The sequence below is a fragment of the Chryseobacterium balustinum genome, from assembly GCF_900168205.1.
GTDB lineage: Bacteria > Bacteroidota > Bacteroidia > Flavobacteriales > Weeksellaceae > Chryseobacterium > Chryseobacterium balustinum.
This window is the reverse complement of record NZ_FUZE01000013.1, coordinates 1-17,812: the sequence shown is the minus strand read 5'-3', so window position 1 is coordinate 17,812 and position 17,812 is coordinate 1. Positions and strand designations below refer to the sequence as shown.

At 33.6% G+C, this 17,812-nt stretch carries 14 protein-coding genes and 1 pseudogene; 9 read left to right on the top strand and 6 right to left on the bottom strand.

Annotated elements, in window-relative coordinates; translation table 11 throughout:
• Positions 1 to 20 precede the first annotated feature (20 nt).
• The 3 genes from B5X64_RS14210 to B5X64_RS14200 all read left to right on the top strand — a co-directional run bounded on the left by B5X64_RS14210 (position 21) and on the right by B5X64_RS14200 (position 2,830).
• Entirely contained in the window at positions 21 to 1,124 is a 1,104-nt protein-coding gene (locus B5X64_RS14210; protein WP_076560494.1) for an Mrp/NBP35 family ATP-binding protein, read from the top strand.
• A gap of 41 nt (positions 1,125 to 1,165) precedes the next feature.
• A complete protein-coding gene (locus B5X64_RS14205; protein WP_066679253.1) occupies positions 1,166 to 1,414 on the top strand; it encodes a NifU family protein in 249 nt (82 codons plus the stop codon).
• A 129-nt stretch (positions 1,415 to 1,543) separates the two neighbouring features.
• The gene (locus B5X64_RS14200) at positions 1,544 to 2,830 is read left to right on the top strand and encodes a hypothetical protein (protein ID WP_079465886.1); all 1,287 of its coding nucleotides are present in this window, start codon (positions 1,544 to 1,546) and stop codon (positions 2,828 to 2,830) included.
• A gap of 77 nt (positions 2,831 to 2,907) precedes the next feature.
• On the opposite strand, the gene B5X64_RS14195 is transcribed toward B5X64_RS14200, so the two are convergent.
• The 4 genes from B5X64_RS14195 to ppk1 all read right to left on the bottom strand — a co-directional run bounded on the left by B5X64_RS14195 (position 2,908) and on the right by ppk1 (position 10,293).
• The gene (locus B5X64_RS14195; protein WP_079465885.1) at positions 2,908 to 5,964 is read right to left on the bottom strand and encodes a choice-of-anchor I family protein; all 3,057 of its coding nucleotides are present in this window, start codon (positions 5,962 to 5,964) and stop codon (positions 2,908 to 2,910) included.
• A 180-nt stretch (positions 5,965 to 6,144) separates the two neighbouring features.
• A complete protein-coding gene (locus B5X64_RS14190; RefSeq protein ID WP_079465884.1) occupies positions 6,145 to 7,116 on the bottom strand; it encodes a hypothetical protein in 972 nt (323 codons plus the stop codon).
• 60 nt (positions 7,117 to 7,176) lie between these two features.
• Positions 7,177 to 8,076, bottom strand: a complete 900-nt coding sequence (locus B5X64_RS14185) for a Ppx/GppA phosphatase family protein (protein ID WP_079465883.1) — start codon at positions 8,074 to 8,076, stop codon at positions 7,177 to 7,179.
• A 147-nt stretch (positions 8,077 to 8,223) separates the two neighbouring features.
• On the bottom strand, positions 8,224 to 10,293 hold the full coding sequence (ppk1, locus tag B5X64_RS14180) for a polyphosphate kinase 1 (RefSeq protein ID WP_079465882.1): 2,070 nt from the start codon (positions 10,291 to 10,293) through the stop codon (positions 8,224 to 8,226).
• A 447-nt stretch (positions 10,294 to 10,740) separates the two neighbouring features.
• On the opposite strand from ppk1, the gene dnaK reads away from it, so the two are divergent.
• The 6 genes and pseudogenes from dnaK to B5X64_RS14150 form a co-directional block, all read left to right on the top strand.
• A complete protein-coding gene (gene dnaK / locus B5X64_RS14175) occupies positions 10,741 to 12,630 on the top strand; it encodes a molecular chaperone DnaK (RefSeq protein ID WP_079465881.1) in 1,890 nt (629 codons plus the stop codon).
• A gap of 230 nt (positions 12,631 to 12,860) precedes the next feature.
• Complete coding sequence (locus B5X64_RS14170) at positions 12,861 to 13,430, top strand: helix-turn-helix domain-containing protein (RefSeq protein ID WP_079465880.1); 570 nt, start codon at positions 12,861 to 12,863, stop codon at positions 13,428 to 13,430.
• A complete protein-coding gene (locus B5X64_RS14165) occupies positions 13,427 to 14,668 on the top strand; it encodes a site-specific integrase (RefSeq protein ID WP_079465879.1) in 1,242 nt (413 codons plus the stop codon). The genes B5X64_RS14170 and B5X64_RS14165 overlap by 4 nt, the downstream gene beginning before the upstream one ends.
• 1 nt (position 14,669) lies before the next feature.
• Positions 14,670 to 15,461, top strand: a complete 792-nt coding sequence (locus B5X64_RS14160; RefSeq protein WP_079465878.1) for a DUF2214 family protein — start codon at positions 14,670 to 14,672, stop codon at positions 15,459 to 15,461.
• A 112-nt stretch (positions 15,462 to 15,573) separates the two neighbouring features.
• Positions 15,574 to 15,951: a helix-turn-helix domain-containing protein gene (locus tag B5X64_RS14155; RefSeq protein ID WP_079465877.1), complete on the top strand. Its 378-nt coding sequence runs from the start codon at positions 15,574 to 15,576 to the stop codon at positions 15,949 to 15,951.
• Positions 15,948 to 16,903: pseudogene (locus B5X64_RS14150) on the top strand (primase-helicase family protein); the annotation flags it as partial. The gene B5X64_RS14155 and the pseudogene B5X64_RS14150, both read left to right, overlap by 4 nt.
• On the opposite strand, the gene B5X64_RS23340 reads toward B5X64_RS14150, so the two are convergent.
• Positions 16,830 to 17,045 carry a transposase gene (locus tag B5X64_RS23340; RefSeq protein WP_079465876.1) on the bottom strand — a complete coding sequence of 72 codons (216 nt, stop codon included), beginning with the start codon at positions 17,043 to 17,045 and terminating at the stop codon, positions 16,830 to 16,832. The pseudogene B5X64_RS14150 and the gene B5X64_RS23340 overlap by 74 nt on opposite strands.
• A gap of 246 nt (positions 17,046 to 17,291) precedes the next feature.
• Positions 17,292 to 17,621 carry a hypothetical protein gene (locus tag B5X64_RS14140; RefSeq protein ID WP_079465875.1) on the bottom strand — a complete coding sequence of 110 codons (330 nt, stop codon included), beginning with the start codon at positions 17,619 to 17,621 and terminating at the stop codon, positions 17,292 to 17,294.
• Positions 17,622 to 17,812 lie beyond the last annotated feature (191 nt).

Sequence of the window (17,812 nt, the reverse complement as noted above, 5' to 3'; positions counted from 1 at the left end):
TGTGCTCAATTTATATTTTTATGTTGACTAAAGAAAAGATTCAGGATTTCCTTAAAGAAATTGAAGTTGATGACTTAGTGTCTAACTTTCAAGTGATGGGGAATGACGTTTATATAGATATGACAGCGCATTCACCGGCAATGCACGAAAAGAAAAAGCTTGAAGCAGCAATGAAGCAGGCTTTTGCAAGCGAATTTGGTGAAGAAATTAATTTAAAACTTAAAATAGTTTCTCCTGAACCAAGTGAGGTTCAGCTAAGCCAGATCAAAGGAAAACAAATTCCTGGAATTCAAAATATTATTGCCATCGCATCCGGAAAAGGAGGTGTTGGTAAGTCTACCGTTGCTGCCAATCTTGCGGTAACGTTAGCAAAAATGGGCTTTAAAGTAGGTTTATTAGATGCCGATATTTACGGACCATCTGTTCCTACGATGTTTGATACAGAGGGTCAAAAACCAATTTCTGTTGACGTAAACGGAAAAAGCATGATGAAACCTATCGAAAATTACGGTGTGAAAATGCTTTCCATCGGATATTTTTCAGGAGCAAATCAGGCGGTAGTTTGGAGAGGGCCAATGGCTTCAAAAGCTTTGAACCAAATGATCAGAGATGCAGCTTGGGGAGAATTAGATTTCTTATTAATCGACCTTCCTCCAGGGACGGGTGATATTCACTTGTCGATTATTCAGGAAGTTCCGGTAACAGGAGCGGTGATTGTAAGTACACCTCAACATGTTGCTTTAGCGGATGTTAGAAAAGGAATTGCAATGTTTAATATGGAAAGTATTAACATTCCTGTTCTTGGGTTGATAGAAAATATGGCCTATTTTACTCCGGAAGAGTTACCTGACAATAAATATTATATCTTTGGAAACCAAGGAGCACAATATTTAGCGGAAGATTTGAATATTCCTGTTTTAGGAGAAATTCCTTTAATTCAGAGCATCAGAGAAGCAGGTGATGTAGGAAGACCGGCTGCTTTACAGGAAGGTTCTAAAATTGCTGAAATTTATACTGAGACTGCCAAAAAAATGGTAGAAAGTTTATTAGAAAGAAACAAGTTTCTTCCTCCGACTGAAGCAGTAAAAATTTCTACAATGGCAGGTTGCTCACCCAAAAAATAATTAAAATAATTTCAAATACATTTTTGAAACCAAACCCGAATATGGAGATAAATACAACACACGAAGACACTGTAACCCGAGTAATGGAAGCTCTGGAAAGCATTCGTCCGTTTTTGAATAAAGACGGCGGTGATATTGAGCTTTTGGACGTAAAAGACAATACTGTTTTTGTAAAGCTTTTAGGAAACTGTTCATCTTGCTCTCTTAATTTCTCAACATTGAAATTAGGCGTAGAAAACAGCATCAAACAACATGCTCCTGAAATTGAAAAGGTAGTAAATGTAGAGTAAAAAATACGACAATATATTTTTTGAAGGCAGATCTTGAAGGTCTGCCTTTTTTTGTGGGTTTTTTCTTTGTGTTAAACGAAAATTGATTTAATATTAGAGAATTATTATTATTCAAATCTTAAAAAATAAATGGAAATTCCCGATAAAACATCAAACAATATTGATGATCTCATTGAGATGTCATACAACAATGATTTTGGAATAGATTTAAAGAAAATTCATCGTTCGAAGAAACCTCAATATGCTAATGAAAAAAGACTTCTAAAGGAGATAAATGATAATAATAGGATTATTTTTCAAGATGGAATTAGTAAAGAATTTAAATTAATAAATTATAATGGGTTAAATTATTTAGTCGGTGATAAAACAGCGTATCCTTGTTCAGATATTATCAGAATTGGGAATGGAATGAATTGGGTTATTTGTTTTGCATTACCAAATAAGCAAAAGATTTATGGTGAAACAGATATAAGAAAATCAGGAATTATTCTTCATTACTTTTCCGAAATTATCACAAAATTTAAAACTGAGGAAGAATTTAAAAAATTTATGCAGGCAGTTGAATTTTCATTTTCAGAAAATGAATGGTTTAATAAAAATAACTTCATTTTAAATCATTATCGAAATGTGAAATTTTGGAGTAAAAAAGAAAAGATTGATAATATTTTAGCTGAAGGTCTTGTTTCTCCAAGAAAATATTTGACATATGTTCTTTTTAAAAAAGAGAATTTAAAAACCGAAAAGATTATTCATTCACTTTTGCGAAGTTTGTCATTTGGTACGAAAGCAGTGATTAGTAATGACGAATTTCTAACATTTTTGAATCAATTAAATTTAGAGGAAATTGAAGAGTTTTTTTGCTTGGATTATTTGCGTAGTCATGCTAATGTTGATAAAATCTCTTACACTTTGTTAGGCGATATGTTAGTCATTAATTCCGGCTTTACGAGACAATATATAGATTGGGACAAGAAAATATATAGTTCTGATGAGGTTAAAAAGATTTTTTATTCTCGACTGAAGAATAATTATAGGAGTTTAGAAAATCATATTCGGCAGGAAAAAGGATTTAAAGAAGTTGGGAGTTATGTTATGGAAAAGCATTTGCTTCAGCTAGTCAGGAAAGAGTTTCCAAATTATACCATCATTAATCAATATTCTCCTAAATGGCTGGAAGGACAAAGGTTTGATATTTTTATTAAAGAATTAAATGTAGCAATTGAATATAATGGGATTCAACATTTTAAGTCAATAGATTTTTTTGGTGGGGATAAAGGTTTGGCTAAAACACAATTTTTGGATAATCACAAGCGAGAAAAATCATTAAAAAATGGAGTGAAAATATTTAATATCGATTACAATCAAGATTTTAATGATAGTTTTTCAAAATTAATTAATTTACTTAAAGGCTTTTAATAAGCCAAAGGTTTTTTGCAGCAAAAAGCCCCAGAAAAATTCCGAGGCTACAAAAGTAAATTATTAAGTAAAAAAAATTATTTCACGATGAATCTCTTCACTTCACCTTCTGAAGTTTTAATTAAATAAACTCCGGTGTTTAGGTTTGAAGTGTCGATGGTAAGGGCTGATTTTTCTTTTCCAAGAAGTTTTCCGCTCATATCATACAATTCATATCCTTGAGCTCTGTTGAAATACAATGTATTTCCTTTATTTACAGGATTTGGGAAGATATTGAAGCTTGCTTTCTCTGTTTTCACTTCACCTGTCGATAATGTTGAAGATGGTATTACTTCATACATGGATAAAGTTCCGCTAATTTCGTTGGCAACGACTACGTAACCTTTTCCGTTATTCATATTTGCTGGTGGAATGTAGGTAATCCCTTCCGGACCGTTATCTCCACCAAATGCAGAGGTCGATCTCGAATGTTTGTAATCTACAAATGTTACGTTATTCGGATCTGTAACATTGTAGACCATTACACCTCCTGTTCTTTCTAGAGTGATGAATGCAAAAGTTTTAGTTCCTATAGTTCCTAAAGTCACCCCTTCAGGCTCAGGGCCTTTTGCGCGGCTTCGGGTTTTTGCTCCGTTGGCTTCGTTATCGGCATTAAAGATCAAAGGATGATTGGCTGCAATATATCTTTCAAACTGATCTCCACTGTCATAAACAATTTGTTTTGTATCTGCATTGAAAATAGAGAAAGATCTTGCTCCCAAAGCATGAATTTCTTCAAAATCTGCGTCTCCGTCTGTGTTTCCGTTTACATTGGTCACTCTGAATCTTCCTAAATTATGGGAAGCTTTTAAAACAGAAGCATTCGGGAAAATAGTTGAGTCTAAAGTATATCCATTCGCTCCAACGGTTGTTCTTTCGCTGAATCCACCTAAGTCTTTTTCGTCCCCTTCGTTGGCTGTTACTAAATAATTGGTATTTCCAACTTTGAAAGATGCCATAGCATCGGGATTGTAATATGCTTTTACAGGCCAGTTGGCAATCAAAATTTCGCCGTTGTTGTCTGAAGCGTCAAAACCATTTCCCGGAAGACTCATATCTTTTTTACCCAATCCCCAAATATTTCCTAAAGTATTGTTGCTAAGATTTACTTCGATAATTCCGTTGTTTTCCTGACAAGAAACCCATGCTTTCTGGCTATCTGGACTGATGGCTATGTATTCAGGTTCAAGATCCTGCGCCAAAGTGCTTGTCGATTTTACTTTTCTTCCACCTGAACTGATAAATGCTGCTTCCTGGCTGTTGTAACCTGTAAAACCAAGTGTGGTGACATTTGATTGAGTTAAATTATTAATTCCACCTGAAATATCGATAATACTGATTGAACCTTCAGGATCTACCGTATAAGCATCGTTTGGCTCGCCTTCATTTGCGGTCATTACTTTTGTTCCGTCTGGAGTAAATGTAATCATATCCGGTAAAACTCCTACGGTGACTTGTTTCATGAAGTTTCCGTTGATGTCAAAGAAAACTACCGATCCGTTTTGTTGTGCGTTTGTTCCGTTCGGTGAGGCTACAGCAACAAGCCCGTTTTTCACGGCGATACTTGTAATTCCGCCATAAGGAGCCATGTTTACAGTGTTGATTACCGACGGAGCTAATGGATTAGAGAAATTAATAATATCAAAAACATCTGTTAAAGAACTGATGGTAAATAATTTTTGAGTTGCAGGATCATGAACTACAATTTCTGTTGAACTGTTATTATTTCCAGAAGGATCAAAACTTCCGATATAATTTAATGAAATTTGGTTGGAAGGAACTGGAGCCGCTTTATCATTATCGATAATATAAACGGTAGAAGTAGTGTCTCCGGTAATTGTTGTTCCTACAGGATTTTCTAAACCTAAAACAAAATATTCTGCCTGTTGCTCTTCCAAAGTATCATCAAGAATCGGGATATTTACCGTAACACTTGTCGTAGAAGGCGTGATGCTGATTGTTTGGCTTGTAAAGGTAAAATCACTGCTATTTGCGGTATTGAAAGAAGCCGGTTTTGCAACTAAATTTACGGTTGCATTGGAAGGATTGATGACATTTATTTTAAATGCTAAAGTTCCTGCGTTCTCGTTAACCTTAATTAAAGTTTTATCTAAAGAAATACTTGTTCCTGCCGTTGTGAAAATACTAGAAGTTACTGTGGTCACTGCATTATCGCTTGTATCTTCTACCATATTTGGTTTTAAAGCTAAATAATAAGCCAGATTTGGAACTAAACCTCCTGTAGGAATTACCGTAATTACATTATTTGCGAACGTTGTTGTAAATGGAACTGCATTTCCTGTAGAGTTTCCTAAGCGTAATTCAACTAAACTTTGTGCATTTGCAGAAGTAATCACAGAATTATCGATTAATCTTACGTTTTCGTTAAATGTAATCGTAGGATTTACTGTTGTAGAAGCATTATTGACATTGTTTGCAGGCAAATAAGCAACCGTTGCTGGAGTAGTATCGGTTCCGCCAACTGAAGTTGCATCAAGTGTGAAATTATCGAATCTGTTATTTCCAACAGCTCCGCCACCTCCTTGAGAAAATTCAACTTTTAATTTAAAATTAGGGTTGTTTGAAACTCCTATCACATTCGAAAAATCAAACGTGATGAGTTGTGGATTGGCGTCTTGTGAAGTAACCGTTTGATACGGTACAAAAGTAGTTCCGTCTAAAGAGTAAGACCAACTTTGATTTCCTGCACCCGAACCTGATCTTCTTGTAGAAAACTTTACAACAACATTGTTATATCCTGTGGTTGGCAAATTAAATTGCACATTTCCGTTGATAGGATAATTGTATCTCAAATGCGTTCCGGAAGCATCTCCGTTTCTTGCATTTAAATTATCTACATTAAAGTTTTGTGATGTTCCGCCAGCAAAATCAATGAAGGTATCTGTATTTCCTGTTCCTGTAGAAACTGCAGTGATAGAACCGTTCAAAAGTGTTGAAGTAGGTGTTATAATAGCGGAAACAGATGCATTGTTATTAAAGTTCCAATAGTGAACTAATGTGCTTTGTCCCGAAACTGCGCCGTGAAATAAAGCAGCAATAGGAAGTAAGCCTCTCAAAAGGTATTTGTTTTTCATTTTTACTCGATTATAGATTTGTGCAAAAATGAGAATTGAAAGTTGTGAGGCTTTTAAGCGAATTTTAAGATTTGATTAATAATTTGTTATTATTATGAGTGTTCTTAAATAAATTGTTAATTATTTATGTTTGATTAAAATAAGTAATATGATTTTATTTTGGGATTTTTTTTTGCGTAATTATTCTATGTCAGGTAGAAGTCCTGTTGTATGGTCACTTCGTTTCCCTGACTCTTCAATAGATTTCATTTTCTTTTTTTCTATGAATTTTCCTGTCCATGGATTGAAAACATAAACATCAAATTTATATACTATACCCTTTCTGTCCTCAGATTTTTCATAGTGGATTTTATCAACTAGATTTGTAATATAATATCTAAAATATCCATTAGTTTTCTGATTTTCCCAAATTAAATACTCTTGAACTTTACTATTGTTGTTATTTTTTAGTCCCTTTGTATTTGCAATTGCGATTGCATTTTCTTTTGAAATTCTGAATATTCTATTTTTTTCTTCAATTTTTTCAAAACCAGCGTAATTATAATAGTGTTCTTGCGGAACAAGCCTTCCATTTTTATTAATTTCGATTCGTAAATAGATTGGCTTATCAGTTTTTTTTAATCTTACACTGTAATCGAAAATAAATGAATTAGGTTTGCCAGAGAGAGGCTCATCCCAAGAACCAACATATTTACCATCTTGATATGCGTAGCAATAAAACTCGAAAATTACATGATTATTCATAAACTTTTCGCCATAATTTTCAAGAATCAATTTGTCAGCTTTTTTTTTCGTCTCAACTAATAAATTATGATATGGGTAAAGATTTGAATTAATAATACACGTGTTATTATCATAATCTCTTGTATACATCAAATCACCATTTTCATTATATTCTTGCCAAATTCCTAACCGTTTATGCTGTTTTGTAGTCCAGCCTTCACTGTTTAATTTTAGTGTATCATCTATGAATGTAACTCTGCTCCAAATGGAATCTTTAGACTTATATATTTCATTGAAGACTTTATATTTTGAATTCTTGACTATTTCAATGTAGCTGCTATCAGTTTCTATTTTTTTTCTTTCAAATTGAGAATAAATAAAAATATTAATAAGTATAAAATAAATTATTGAAACTTTCTTGAAATACATAATTCGTTATATAAAATCATCCAAAAAGCCTTAGTTTTTGAAATTAATAGATTAAAAAACTTAAAGTTGATTATTCTGTTTCTCCCCTGAAACCCTTTCATAAATATTATGAATCAAACCATCCGCAACTGATATTTTCGGTACAAAAATTTTATTAATATCTGCCCAATGCATCACAAAATTGTAGATTTTCAAAGCATGAACCAAAACATCGGCTCTGTCTTCTCTGAAACCGTATTTTGTCATTCTTTCGTCAACAGTTAAATCATTGAATTCTTTATAAGCTTTTTTTAGATAAGCAATAGACATTGGTTTTCCGTCTTTGGTTTTGCTCATAGAGAAAACTTTGTTGATGTTTCCGCCGGAGCCGATGGCTACAATCTGTTTTTTACTGTTGATATTTGCCTTAATTTCTTCTTTCATTTCTTTCCAGTTGTCTTCTGTCACGAGATTGTTGAGAAGACGAATTGTTCCGATGTTGAAAGATTTTTCGTAGACCATTTTATCATTTTCATAGAAAGTAAGTTCGGTAGAACCACCGCCAACGTCTACATAAAGATAGGCGAAATCTTTATCGAGACCTTCTGCAACGTGATTTTCATAGACTAAAGTTGCTTCTTCGTCTCCTGAAATAATTTCTATAATAAGATCTGAGTGATCTTTTACTTTTTCAATAATTTCTTTACCATTTTCGGCATCACGCATGGCGCTGGTTGCGCAGGCTCTGTAATGTTCTACTTTATAAACTTTCATCAAATCACTGAAAATTTTCATAGAATCTAAGACCATTTTTTCTCTTTCGGCGCCGATTTTTCCAAGAGTGAACACATCCATTCCCAGTCGCAGAGGTATTCGGAGAAGGTTTAGTTTAATAAACTCGGGTTTACCGTTTTGAATTTTTACCTCATTGATTAAAAGTCGGGCTGCATTACTTCCTATGTCTATCGCTGCAATGATCATTTGATTGTATTTTATTGATTTACAGTTGTTTAAATTTTAAAACTTGTGTTTTTATAAGCCGAATTTACGAAATTTAATTCTTAATGTTAATTTCAACGGGTGTTTGATATTGATTCTTAAATTTAATATTCTTAATGTTTTAAAAATCTATTTTCCTGTTTTTGCTTTCAGATATTTATACGTTTCAATCTGTGATCGGCATTCTTTTTCCCCATTGCTGATGTATTCGTTGCTCAGTTTTTTATCTAAAATTCTCGCCTTTACGTTGTCTTTTAACTGGATATCAAGAATGTCTTTCAGTTCTTTTTTAAGATTTTTATCGGAGATTTTTGCGGCAGCTTCTATTCTGTAATCCAAATTTCGATTCATCCAATCGGCAGAAGAAATGTAGATGTCTTCAGAGCCTTTATTGTAAAAATACATCACTCTTGCATGCTCCAGATATTCATCAACAATGCTTATGGCTTTAATTTTCTGTTTAAATTCTTTCTGGTTGATCGCGCAATAGATTCCTCGTACAATCACTCTGATAACTACACCTGCTTCTGCAGCCTCATACATTTTACTGATTAGAGCACGGTCGCTTACCGAATTTGCCTTGATGATCATTTCCGCTTTTCTTCCGGCTTTGGCTTCTTCAATTTCTTTATCGATATAATGCACAATTTTTTCACGCATAAACTGCGGACAAACCATCAGCTTTTTACAAGTCTTTAGAACCGATAAATAATCTTCCTTTGGTTTTTTGAGTACCGTAAAAACTTTATTGATATCTGCCATAATGCCTCTGTCAGAAGTCATTATCAAATGATCACCATAAATTTTGGCTGTTTTTTCGTTAAAATTTCCAGTGCTTACAAAACCATATTGCAGAGTTTTGTTATGTACCCTTTTTTTGATGATACAAAGCTTAGCGTGTACTTTTTTGTCAGGAATACCTATTAAAACAGTGATTCCTTCAGGTTCAAACATTTCTTTCCACATCAAATTCGATTCTTCATCAAATCTTGCCTGAAGTTCGAGCATTACCGTTACTTCTTTGCCGTTTCTGGCAGCATAAATCAACGCATTGCTTATTTTTGAATTACTCGCCAAACGGTAAGCGGTAATCTGAATAGATTTTACATCCGGATCCATGGCTGCTTCACGCAACAAATCGATTACCGGTGTGTAAGTGTGATACGGAAAACTCAGTAAAACATCTTGTTTCTGAATAACGTCTGTCACTCTTTCACCATGCTCAAAAGCCTGATGCGTAAAAGACGTTCTTTCCACCGGTTTCTTGCTGTATTCAATAACATCAGGGAAATCCATAAAATGTTTGAAATTATGAATCTTTCCACCAGGAATAATGCTGTCTTTTTTACTTAAATTTAATTTTCGGATAAGCAATTCTAGCATTGCCTTATCCATGTCTTTATCAAAAACAAAACGGGTAGGTTTTCCTTTTCTACGGTTTTTAAGTCCTTTTTCTATTTTTTCGGCAAAATTGGTTTTGATGTCATTATCAATATCCATTTCTGCATCTTTCGTTACTTTAAAAGAATGGGCAGAAAATTCATCATATCCGAAATAAGAAAAGATATGTGGCAAGTTGAAAGTGATAACATCTTCAAGCAACATGACATTTTTTTCCTCAGGATCTTCAGTTGGTAAGAGTACAAATCTTCCCACAAAACGTGAAGGAATCTCAATAATTGCATAGTTACTGTGATAATTCCAGTCTTTTTTTCTCATGGCAACACCGAGATACAAACTTTTGTCTCTCATGTAAGGCATAGGCGTGTTTTCGTGAAGGAGAATCGGGATGACATTCGCTTCTACCACTTCATCAAAATATTGTCGTACAAATTCTTTCTGTTTGGCTGTGAGGTTTCTTGAAGTTTTAATGAAAACTTTCTGCTCTGCCATTTCAAGCTGAATTTTTTTCCAGGTTTTATCGAAGTCTGCCTGTTGGGTAATAACAATTTCATTAATCCTCTGAAGAATTTTCGATGGCGGCTGATAAAATGATTCTGCAATTACCTTTTCTTTAAAATCCATCGCACGCTTCAGACCGGCAACACGCACTCTGAAAAACTCATCCAGATTATTTGAAAAAATCCCAAGAAAACGAATTCTGAGATGAAGCGGCACGTTTTCGTCCATTGCTTCCTGTAAAACTCTTTCGTTAAATGCTAACCAGGTAACATCTCTGGGATTAAAATGTAAAGACATATTTTGTGTAAAATTTATCAAAAATAGTAATAAAACTGTTCTTTCAGAAGATTCTAAAGTTAATTCTTAATTAAATTTTTAGTTGAAAGTAAAAGATGAGTAGGGTAGAAAAGTGCTAATTAAATATAATAATTGTCAGTAAAAGAAAATATATAAGTCATTTAATCTTGTAAATGCTTAAAAAAGAGTAAATAAGTTTTTTGTAAGTCTTGTTTTTTAATGTGTTCTTATCTTTTTTTGTTTTCAATACAATTAACTTTTCTGTTTAAATCCACAGAATGTTTCTGCTAAACGTGTCATCGTACAATAAAATTCAATAAAAATATTGTCCAGGATTTAAAATAATTATTTTCAAAACTGTCAATTTGTCACAAAAATTCTAATGGTACAGATATTGAGAAAGTGAGAGTGTAATCAAATTTAAAAATTAGAAAAAATATAAATATTATGAGTAAAATTATCGGAATTGACTTAGGTACAACCAACTCTTGCGTTGCAGTAATGGAAGGTAAAGATGCTGTAGTTATCCCTAATGCAGAAGGTAAAAGAACAACTCCTTCTATCGTAGCGTTTACAGAAGATGGTGAAAGAAAAGTAGGTGATCCTGCAAAAAGACAGGCTGTAACTAACCCAACAAAAACGGTATATTCTATCAAAAGATTTATCGGTACACACTTTAAAGAAGATGCTAAAGAAATTTCTAGAGTACCTTACCAAGTAGTTGCTGGACCAAACGATACTGTAAAGGTAAAAATCGACGACAGAGAATATACACCACAGGAAATTTCTGCAATGACTCTTCAGAAAATGAAGAAAACTGCTGAAGATTATCTTGGACAAGAGGTAACAAGAGCGGTAATCACCGTTCCTGCTTACTTCAACGATGCTCAAAGACAAGCAACGAAAGAAGCTGGAGAAATTGCAGGTCTTAAAGTAGAAAGAATCATCAATGAGCCTACAGCAGCAGCTTTGGCTTATGGAATGGACAAAACTAACAAAGACCAAAAAATTGCAGTTTACGATTTAGGAGGTGGTACTTTTGACGTTTCAATCCTAGATTTAGGAGATGGTGTTTTTGAAGTATTGTCTACAAATGGTGATACGCACTTAGGAGGTGATGACTTTGATGATGTAATTATCAACTGGATGGCAGACGAATTCAAAGCTGAAGAAGGTGTAGACTTGAAAGCTGACCCAATCGCTTTACAAAGATTGAAAGAAGCAGCTGAAAAAGCAAAAATCGAGTTGTCTTCTTCTGCTCAAACAGAAATCAACCTTCCATATATTACAGCTACAGCTACAGGTCCGAAACACTTAGTGAAGACTTTAACTAAAGCTAAATTTGAGCAGTTAGCTGCAGACTTAGTAAGAAGATCTATGGAGCCTTGTAAAAAAGCGCTTTCTGATGCAGGTCTTTCTATCAGCGATATCGACGAAGTAATCTTGGTAGGTGGTTCTACAAGAATCCCAATTATCCAGGAGGAAGTTGAGAAATTCTTCGGTAAAAAGCCTTCAAAAGGTGTTAACCCGGATGAGGTTGTAGCAATTGGTGCAGCAATCCAAGGTGGAGTTTTAACTGGAGATGTAACTGACGTTCTTTTATTAGACGTTACGCCACTTTCTTTAGGTATCGAAACAATGGGTTCTGTTTTCACTAAATTAATTGAAGCGAACACAACTATCCCAACTAAAAAATCTGAAGTATTCTCTACAGCTTCTGACAACCAGCCAGCTGTAAGCATCAGAGTAGGACAGGGTGAAAGACCAATGTTCAACGATAACAAAGAAATCGGTAGATTCGACCTTACAGATATTCCACCAGCACAAAGAGGAGTTCCTCAAATCGAAGTAACTTTCGATATCGATGCAAATGGTATCTTGAGTGTTTCGGCAAAAGATAAAGGAACTGGTAAAGAGCAGTCTATCAAAATTCAGGCTTCTTCAGGTCTTTCTGACGAAGAAATCGAAAGAATGAAAAAAGAAGCTCAAGAAAACTCTGCAGCTGATAACAAGAGAAAAGAAGAAGTTGAAGTTTTCAACAAAGCTGACGGATTGATTTTCCAAACTGAAAAGCAATTGAAAGAATTCGGAGAGAAATTATCAGCTGACAAAAAAGCAACTATCGAAACTGCACACGCAGAATTGAAAACCGCTTTTGAAGCTCAAAATGTTGATGATGTAAAAGCTAAAACTGAGGCTTTAGATGCAGCTTGGATGGCAGCTTCAGAAGAAATGTATGCACAAGGTCAAGGTGCTGATGCAGGAGCTCAACAAAATCAAGGTCAGGCAAACGGAGCAGAAGATGTTCAGGATGCAGACTTCGAAGAAGTCAAATAATTAGCAATTATCATCGATTAATATCGATCGAAATAAATTAGCAAATCGCTGTAAATGTAATGTTTACAGCGATTTTTTTTGTTTTTGTATTTTTTATTAATAGTTGATTTTAATCGATTTTTGTTGTAATTTTGTATCTTATTTGTACCGCATCTTAATAACGGACAATGTGGTTCTTATTATGTCTTAAATGTACTAATGCATATTTTTAAATTTAAAAAAATTGAATTATGGGCTTCAGCAATCTTAAAATACCGAAACTTTGTGAATTTTGTCAGAAGCCATTTGAAGCAAAAACAGTTGCCACCAGATTTTGCAGTAAGTACTGCTCGGAAAAGTTGGGAAAAAGGCAAAAACAATTGGCAAAAGAAATCGAAGCAAAAAAAACACTGTTAGAAAACTCAGTTTCTAAAATTGCTGACTTGCAAACACGACCTTATATATCTGTGAGTGAAGCGGAAATGCTTTTTGGAATTTCAAAAAACACAATTCATAGATTAATTAAAAGTAAAAAAATACCTGCCATCAATTTAGGAGAGCGACTTACTCGTGTAAGCAAAATCGATATAGAAAAAATGTTTACGGCAGTTGAAATGCCAGATCAATCCAAGGAAATTCCTGAGAAACCCGATTTTGAAGTTGGTAATTGTTATACAATTTCCGAAATTAGTTCAAAATTCTACGCTGATCCAGGAACTGTAACAAAACTAATTAAAAGAAACAAAATTCCGACAAAGAAAGTTGGAAGTTTTGTGTATGTTCCTAAAAATTTAATTGATAAAATTTTTGACGGAAAATGAAAGAGTTATTAAAAACCAAAGTTACCGTACGATTGCGAAAATCCGAATTCCGAAAAGAATGGTTTATTTATTTGGAAAGTTATCCTGTGATGATTCCTGGCAAAGATAAAGTTCAAAGAATCCGGGAATATTTGAACCGAAGTGTCACAACCGTAGATTTTGATAAGAAAAGACCTGCAAGAACAACCCAAGAATCCGTATCATTTAAACCGAAAAGAGATGACAATGGTATTATCGTTTGCAAAAGCGAAAATGATCGAGAAACAATGTTCTATGCAGATTCTATGCGTAAATTACGTCAGAGAGAATATGACAATATAGAACTTTACAGCGAACTCGACAAAATTCAATTAGAAGAAAAAGAAAAGTCGCAGGAGAATTTTGTGAGATATTTTGATCAGCTGGTTAGTAAACGACATAAAAACAATTCCGAATCTATTCAAATAAATTGGTATCGCTCAATAGAATTTCTAAAAGATTTTGGAGGCGAAAAAATTATGTTTTCGCAGATCAACACAAAATTCTGTGAACACTTTAAATCATATTTGTTGACTGCGAAAAGTGGTAGCAATAAAGAAGAAACTATTTCTCAAAATACGGCTTCAACTTATTTTTCTGTTTTCAAAGCTGCATTGAAACAGGCTTTTATTGATGGATATTTTACGACTGATATTTCTGCTAAAATAAAAGCGATTCCGCACGAAGAATCAAGACGAGAATATTTAACACTTGATGAACTTAATACTTTAGTTGAAACGCCGTGCGAACTTGAAGTTCTTAAACGAGCAGCACTTTTTTCAGCTTTAACAGGTCTACGACATTCCGATATTCAGAAACTAACGTGGAAAGAAATAAGTATTGAAAACGATCAGGCAAAAATAAATTTTACACAAAAAAAGACAAAAGGTGTAGAATACATGCCGATGTCTAAACAAGCATTACAACTTTGTGGTCAAGTAGGTCTTCCAGATGATTTGATCTTTAAAAATCTGACGAATCCGGCTTGGATTTCCCGACCACTCAAGAAATGGATTGAAAGTGCTGGAATTACTAAAAAAATAACTTTTCATAATTTCAGACACACTTTTGCAACGCTTCAACTTTCGAGTGGAACTGATATTTACACAGTAAGTAAAATGCTTGGTCATACGAACGTAAAAACTACACAGGTTTATGCAAAGGTTGTTGATGAAAAGAAAAATAAAGCGTCAACTGCTATTCATCTAAAAAACTTATAAAATGCACTTTAAATATTTCGAATATATTGTCATCTACCTTTCCGTTTTAGTAGTATGTGTAATAGGGGGAGCATTAGCAAGAATTTCTTTTCTTGGAAAAGGTGGTGACGAATATACCGCAAATATTGTATTTTGGTCAATCACAGCATTAAGTATATTATTTTATGCACTTATCATTTTATTTCTCGATGGTATAATTGTCTTATTCAGAAAGATTTTCCCTAAAAAAGGCAGTTCCGAAAATTCTACTGAAGATTTGATCCCATCTGAAAATCCTGAGAATGTAGGGGAGAAGCAAAAACAAATAATTGATGAAAATACACCAATCTATTTAGTCGAAAATTCGGAGGAAAGTATTGTGAATCAAACTACAGAATCCGTAAATCTGGAATCTATAAGAAAAACTCAACTCCAGCAAAAGCAACAGAATGAAAGTGTAAAACTACAAATCGCTCTGGATTATACTCGGAATCAATTTGCATTATATGTAACAGATGAAGATCTTGATGCACTTTGTAATGCCGTAAGTTTTTACTCAAAAAAAGAAGAGATTCCTAACGGTATTTCTGTCCATACCAAAGAATTATCTAATCTAGACCTTTATCATTTTGGATGGAATATTTGGAATTATTTTAGACCAATAAAACAGGAAGAAATTTCAAAATTATTAAAAACTGTATTTGTTTCGCTTGATGATATTGATTTAGATAGTATCAAGTCACATTTGAAAGATGAACCTCAAAAAGGTAATATTAAAATTCAAGAAAACATGACAGACTACCAAAAAACATAAAAAATCACAAAATCAAGTGTATGTTTAGTGATTCCTCTGTGATTGCGTGTTTATAGCGATCACAGACGAATCACTTTTTTTCTTTGCACCATAACAATCAAAAACACTAGTTATGGATAGCAATGACATTTCATTTGAAAATCTGCCACGAGCAGTAGCGCATCTGGTTAGCGAAATAGCCGAAATTAAATTTCTGGTAGAAAGGAAAGAACCTCCGATAATTCCCGTAAAAAGAATTCCGATTGATATTGTAGAAGCTTGCCAAATTATCGGTAAGGCTAAACCTACTGTGTATACTCTTGTGCGGAAAAGATTGATTCCTTGTTATAAAAATGGCAAGAAACTCTACTTTTTTGAAGATGAATTATTGGATTGGATTTCTAAGGGAAGGAAGAAAACCTTACAGGAAATCCAATCTGAAGCGGAAGCCAGTTTCAGAAAAAATTCAAAAAAGGCAAATGTGGATTCTAATCAAAATCTACAAAGATGAGCCAAAAGACTCCCTACATCCGAGTTGGAACCACCTATTATAAATTAATACAAAAGCCATTAATTTCTGGCGATAAAACTTCAGTTTTGGTTCGCTGCCCAAATTTGATGGTTTCTGTTGTATTCCGGAACATCTAAATTATCAACAAATCATTCAAGTTTTCTATAATATTTACAACGAAATTCCATTTCATCCTTCATCAGAAAATGAAAATTTAAAAAATAACATTCCATTTTCTTTGAATTTTGTAAAACATATTTTCGGAGAGCAATTTGAAATGGATTTGGATTATTTGAAAATTCTCCTGCAATTTCCAACACAAATTCTACCTATTTTATGTTTGGTGTCCAAAGAACGGTCTACTGGAAAATCAACATTTATCAAATGGTTGAGAGAGATTTTCGGGTTGAATATAACTTACATAAAAGGCGATTCATTCGGCAGTCAATTCAACATCGATTGGGCAGCAATGTTGTTGGTGGCAATCGATGAAGTTTTTTTCGACAAAAAAGAAATTACAGAAAGACTCAAATATCTTTCGACAACTAATAAAGATAAGTTGGAAGCCAAAGGAAAAGACAGAGAAGAAATCGATTTTTTCGCCAAGTTTATTCTTTGTTCCAATAACGAAGAGAATTTTATTCAAATCGATGAAAACGAAATTCGATTTTGGATTCTTAAAATCAATCCGATCAAAACGGAAAATACTGAGTTTTTGAATAACCTCATTTCCGAAATCCCCTATTTTTTTCGGTTTTTAATTGAAAGACCGTTTTCAACGGAAAGGAAAACAAGAATGTGGTTTTCTGCCGATGAGATCAGAACATAAGCACTTCAAAAATCAGTTTTCAAAAACAATAATAAACTCGAATCTAAAATCATAGAATTGCTTTATGAATTTTTTGAAAGCAACAATGATGAAGAAATAAATATTGTTCCACAAGACTTTCTCTAAAATCATTGAGAGTTCTAAAATCTGGATGAAGTCTCGCTGAGAGCCACATAAAATAAATATTTTCCTTTACAGCCCTGGCCAGCTTTCTGCTGGCATACGTATTATTGAGATATCCGTAAAAAAATATTTTCAATAACATCCTAGGATGATAGCTTGATCTTCCCCGCCTTTAAACTGTGATATAATATCGGAAATTTCTAGCTTTTCAACAACGCTGTCAATTAATATGGTAGCATGATTCTCTGGGATCAGATGATTTAAATTCAATGCCAAAACGCTGACATCTACTTTTGTACTGTCGTTAATCTTCTGACTATAAAATGTTATTGCAGAAATAAGCAGAAATAAGTGTGTTAAGCATGATGATTTTTTCAATGGAATAATTTTAGAAAGAGTATGATTTTGAGGTATTTGTATCAAAAATTTTTATGGTATTGGTCTCTGGAGCTTCTTTAGTATTTTCAATTACAGAAGGGTTTGATGGATATTTTCCATTTTTATTGATTAATTTTTTCCAGGTATTCCTGTCCTGAAGCCACAGAACCTTCCAGCCATTTTCAGTTTTGGAGTCGATGGTGATCGGAGTTCGTGTGACGGTGAATCTGTTGATCAATTTTAGATTGCTATCCAAAAGAGCCAAAGTACATCCACCCGAACCGCAGAAATAGGGGGTGAAGAAATTGACTAAAACCTCTTTTTTACCATCATTATTCAAATCAATCTGATACAGATTAAATTTTCTTTCGGCTGGCTCAATGATCTTTAGATCTTCAGGTTTTAGGTATTGCGAATTGATGTAATCTTTTACTCTTGTAAATCGTCAGCAAAAAGTAGACATTAGATATTAAAAAGTTAAGGAGTGTTTTCATAAAAAGAGTAATTTTAATTATGGCAGCACCGAAAAAG

Bases quoted from the DNA above. Each gene is read 5' to 3' on its own strand.
- B5X64_RS14210 (WP_076560494.1), top strand. From the start codon at position 21: ATGTTGACTAAAGAAAAGATTCAGGATTTCCTTAAAGAAATTGAAGTT.
- B5X64_RS14205 (WP_066679253.1), top strand. From the start codon at position 1,166: ATGGAGATAAATACAACACACGAAGACACTGTAACCCGAGTAATGGAA.
- B5X64_RS14200 (WP_079465886.1), top strand. From the start codon at position 1,544: ATGGAAATTCCCGATAAAACATCAAACAATATTGATGATCTCATTGAG.
- B5X64_RS14195 (WP_079465885.1), bottom strand. From the start codon at position 5,964: ATGAAAAACAAATACCTTTTGAGAGGCTTACTTCCTATTGCTGCTTTA.
- B5X64_RS14190 (WP_079465884.1), bottom strand. From the start codon at position 7,116: ATGTATTTCAAGAAAGTTTCAATAATTTATTTTATACTTATTAATATT.
- B5X64_RS14185 (WP_079465883.1), bottom strand. From the start codon at position 8,076: ATGATCATTGCAGCGATAGACATAGGAAGTAATGCAGCCCGACTTTTA.
- ppk1 (WP_079465882.1), bottom strand. From the start codon at position 10,293: ATGTCTTTACATTTTAATCCCAGAGATGTTACCTGGTTAGCATTTAAC.
- dnaK (WP_079465881.1), top strand. From the start codon at position 10,741: ATGAGTAAAATTATCGGAATTGACTTAGGTACAACCAACTCTTGCGTT.
- B5X64_RS14170 (WP_079465880.1), top strand. From the start codon at position 12,861: ATGGGCTTCAGCAATCTTAAAATACCGAAACTTTGTGAATTTTGTCAG.
- B5X64_RS14165 (WP_079465879.1), top strand. From the start codon at position 13,427: ATGAAAGAGTTATTAAAAACCAAAGTTACCGTACGATTGCGAAAATCC.
- B5X64_RS14160 (WP_079465878.1), top strand. From the start codon at position 14,670: ATGCACTTTAAATATTTCGAATATATTGTCATCTACCTTTCCGTTTTA.
- B5X64_RS14155 (WP_079465877.1), top strand. From the start codon at position 15,574: ATGGATAGCAATGACATTTCATTTGAAAATCTGCCACGAGCAGTAGCG.
- B5X64_RS23340 (WP_079465876.1), bottom strand. From the start codon at position 17,045: ATGTTATTGAAAATATTTTTTTACGGATATCTCAATAATACGTATGCC.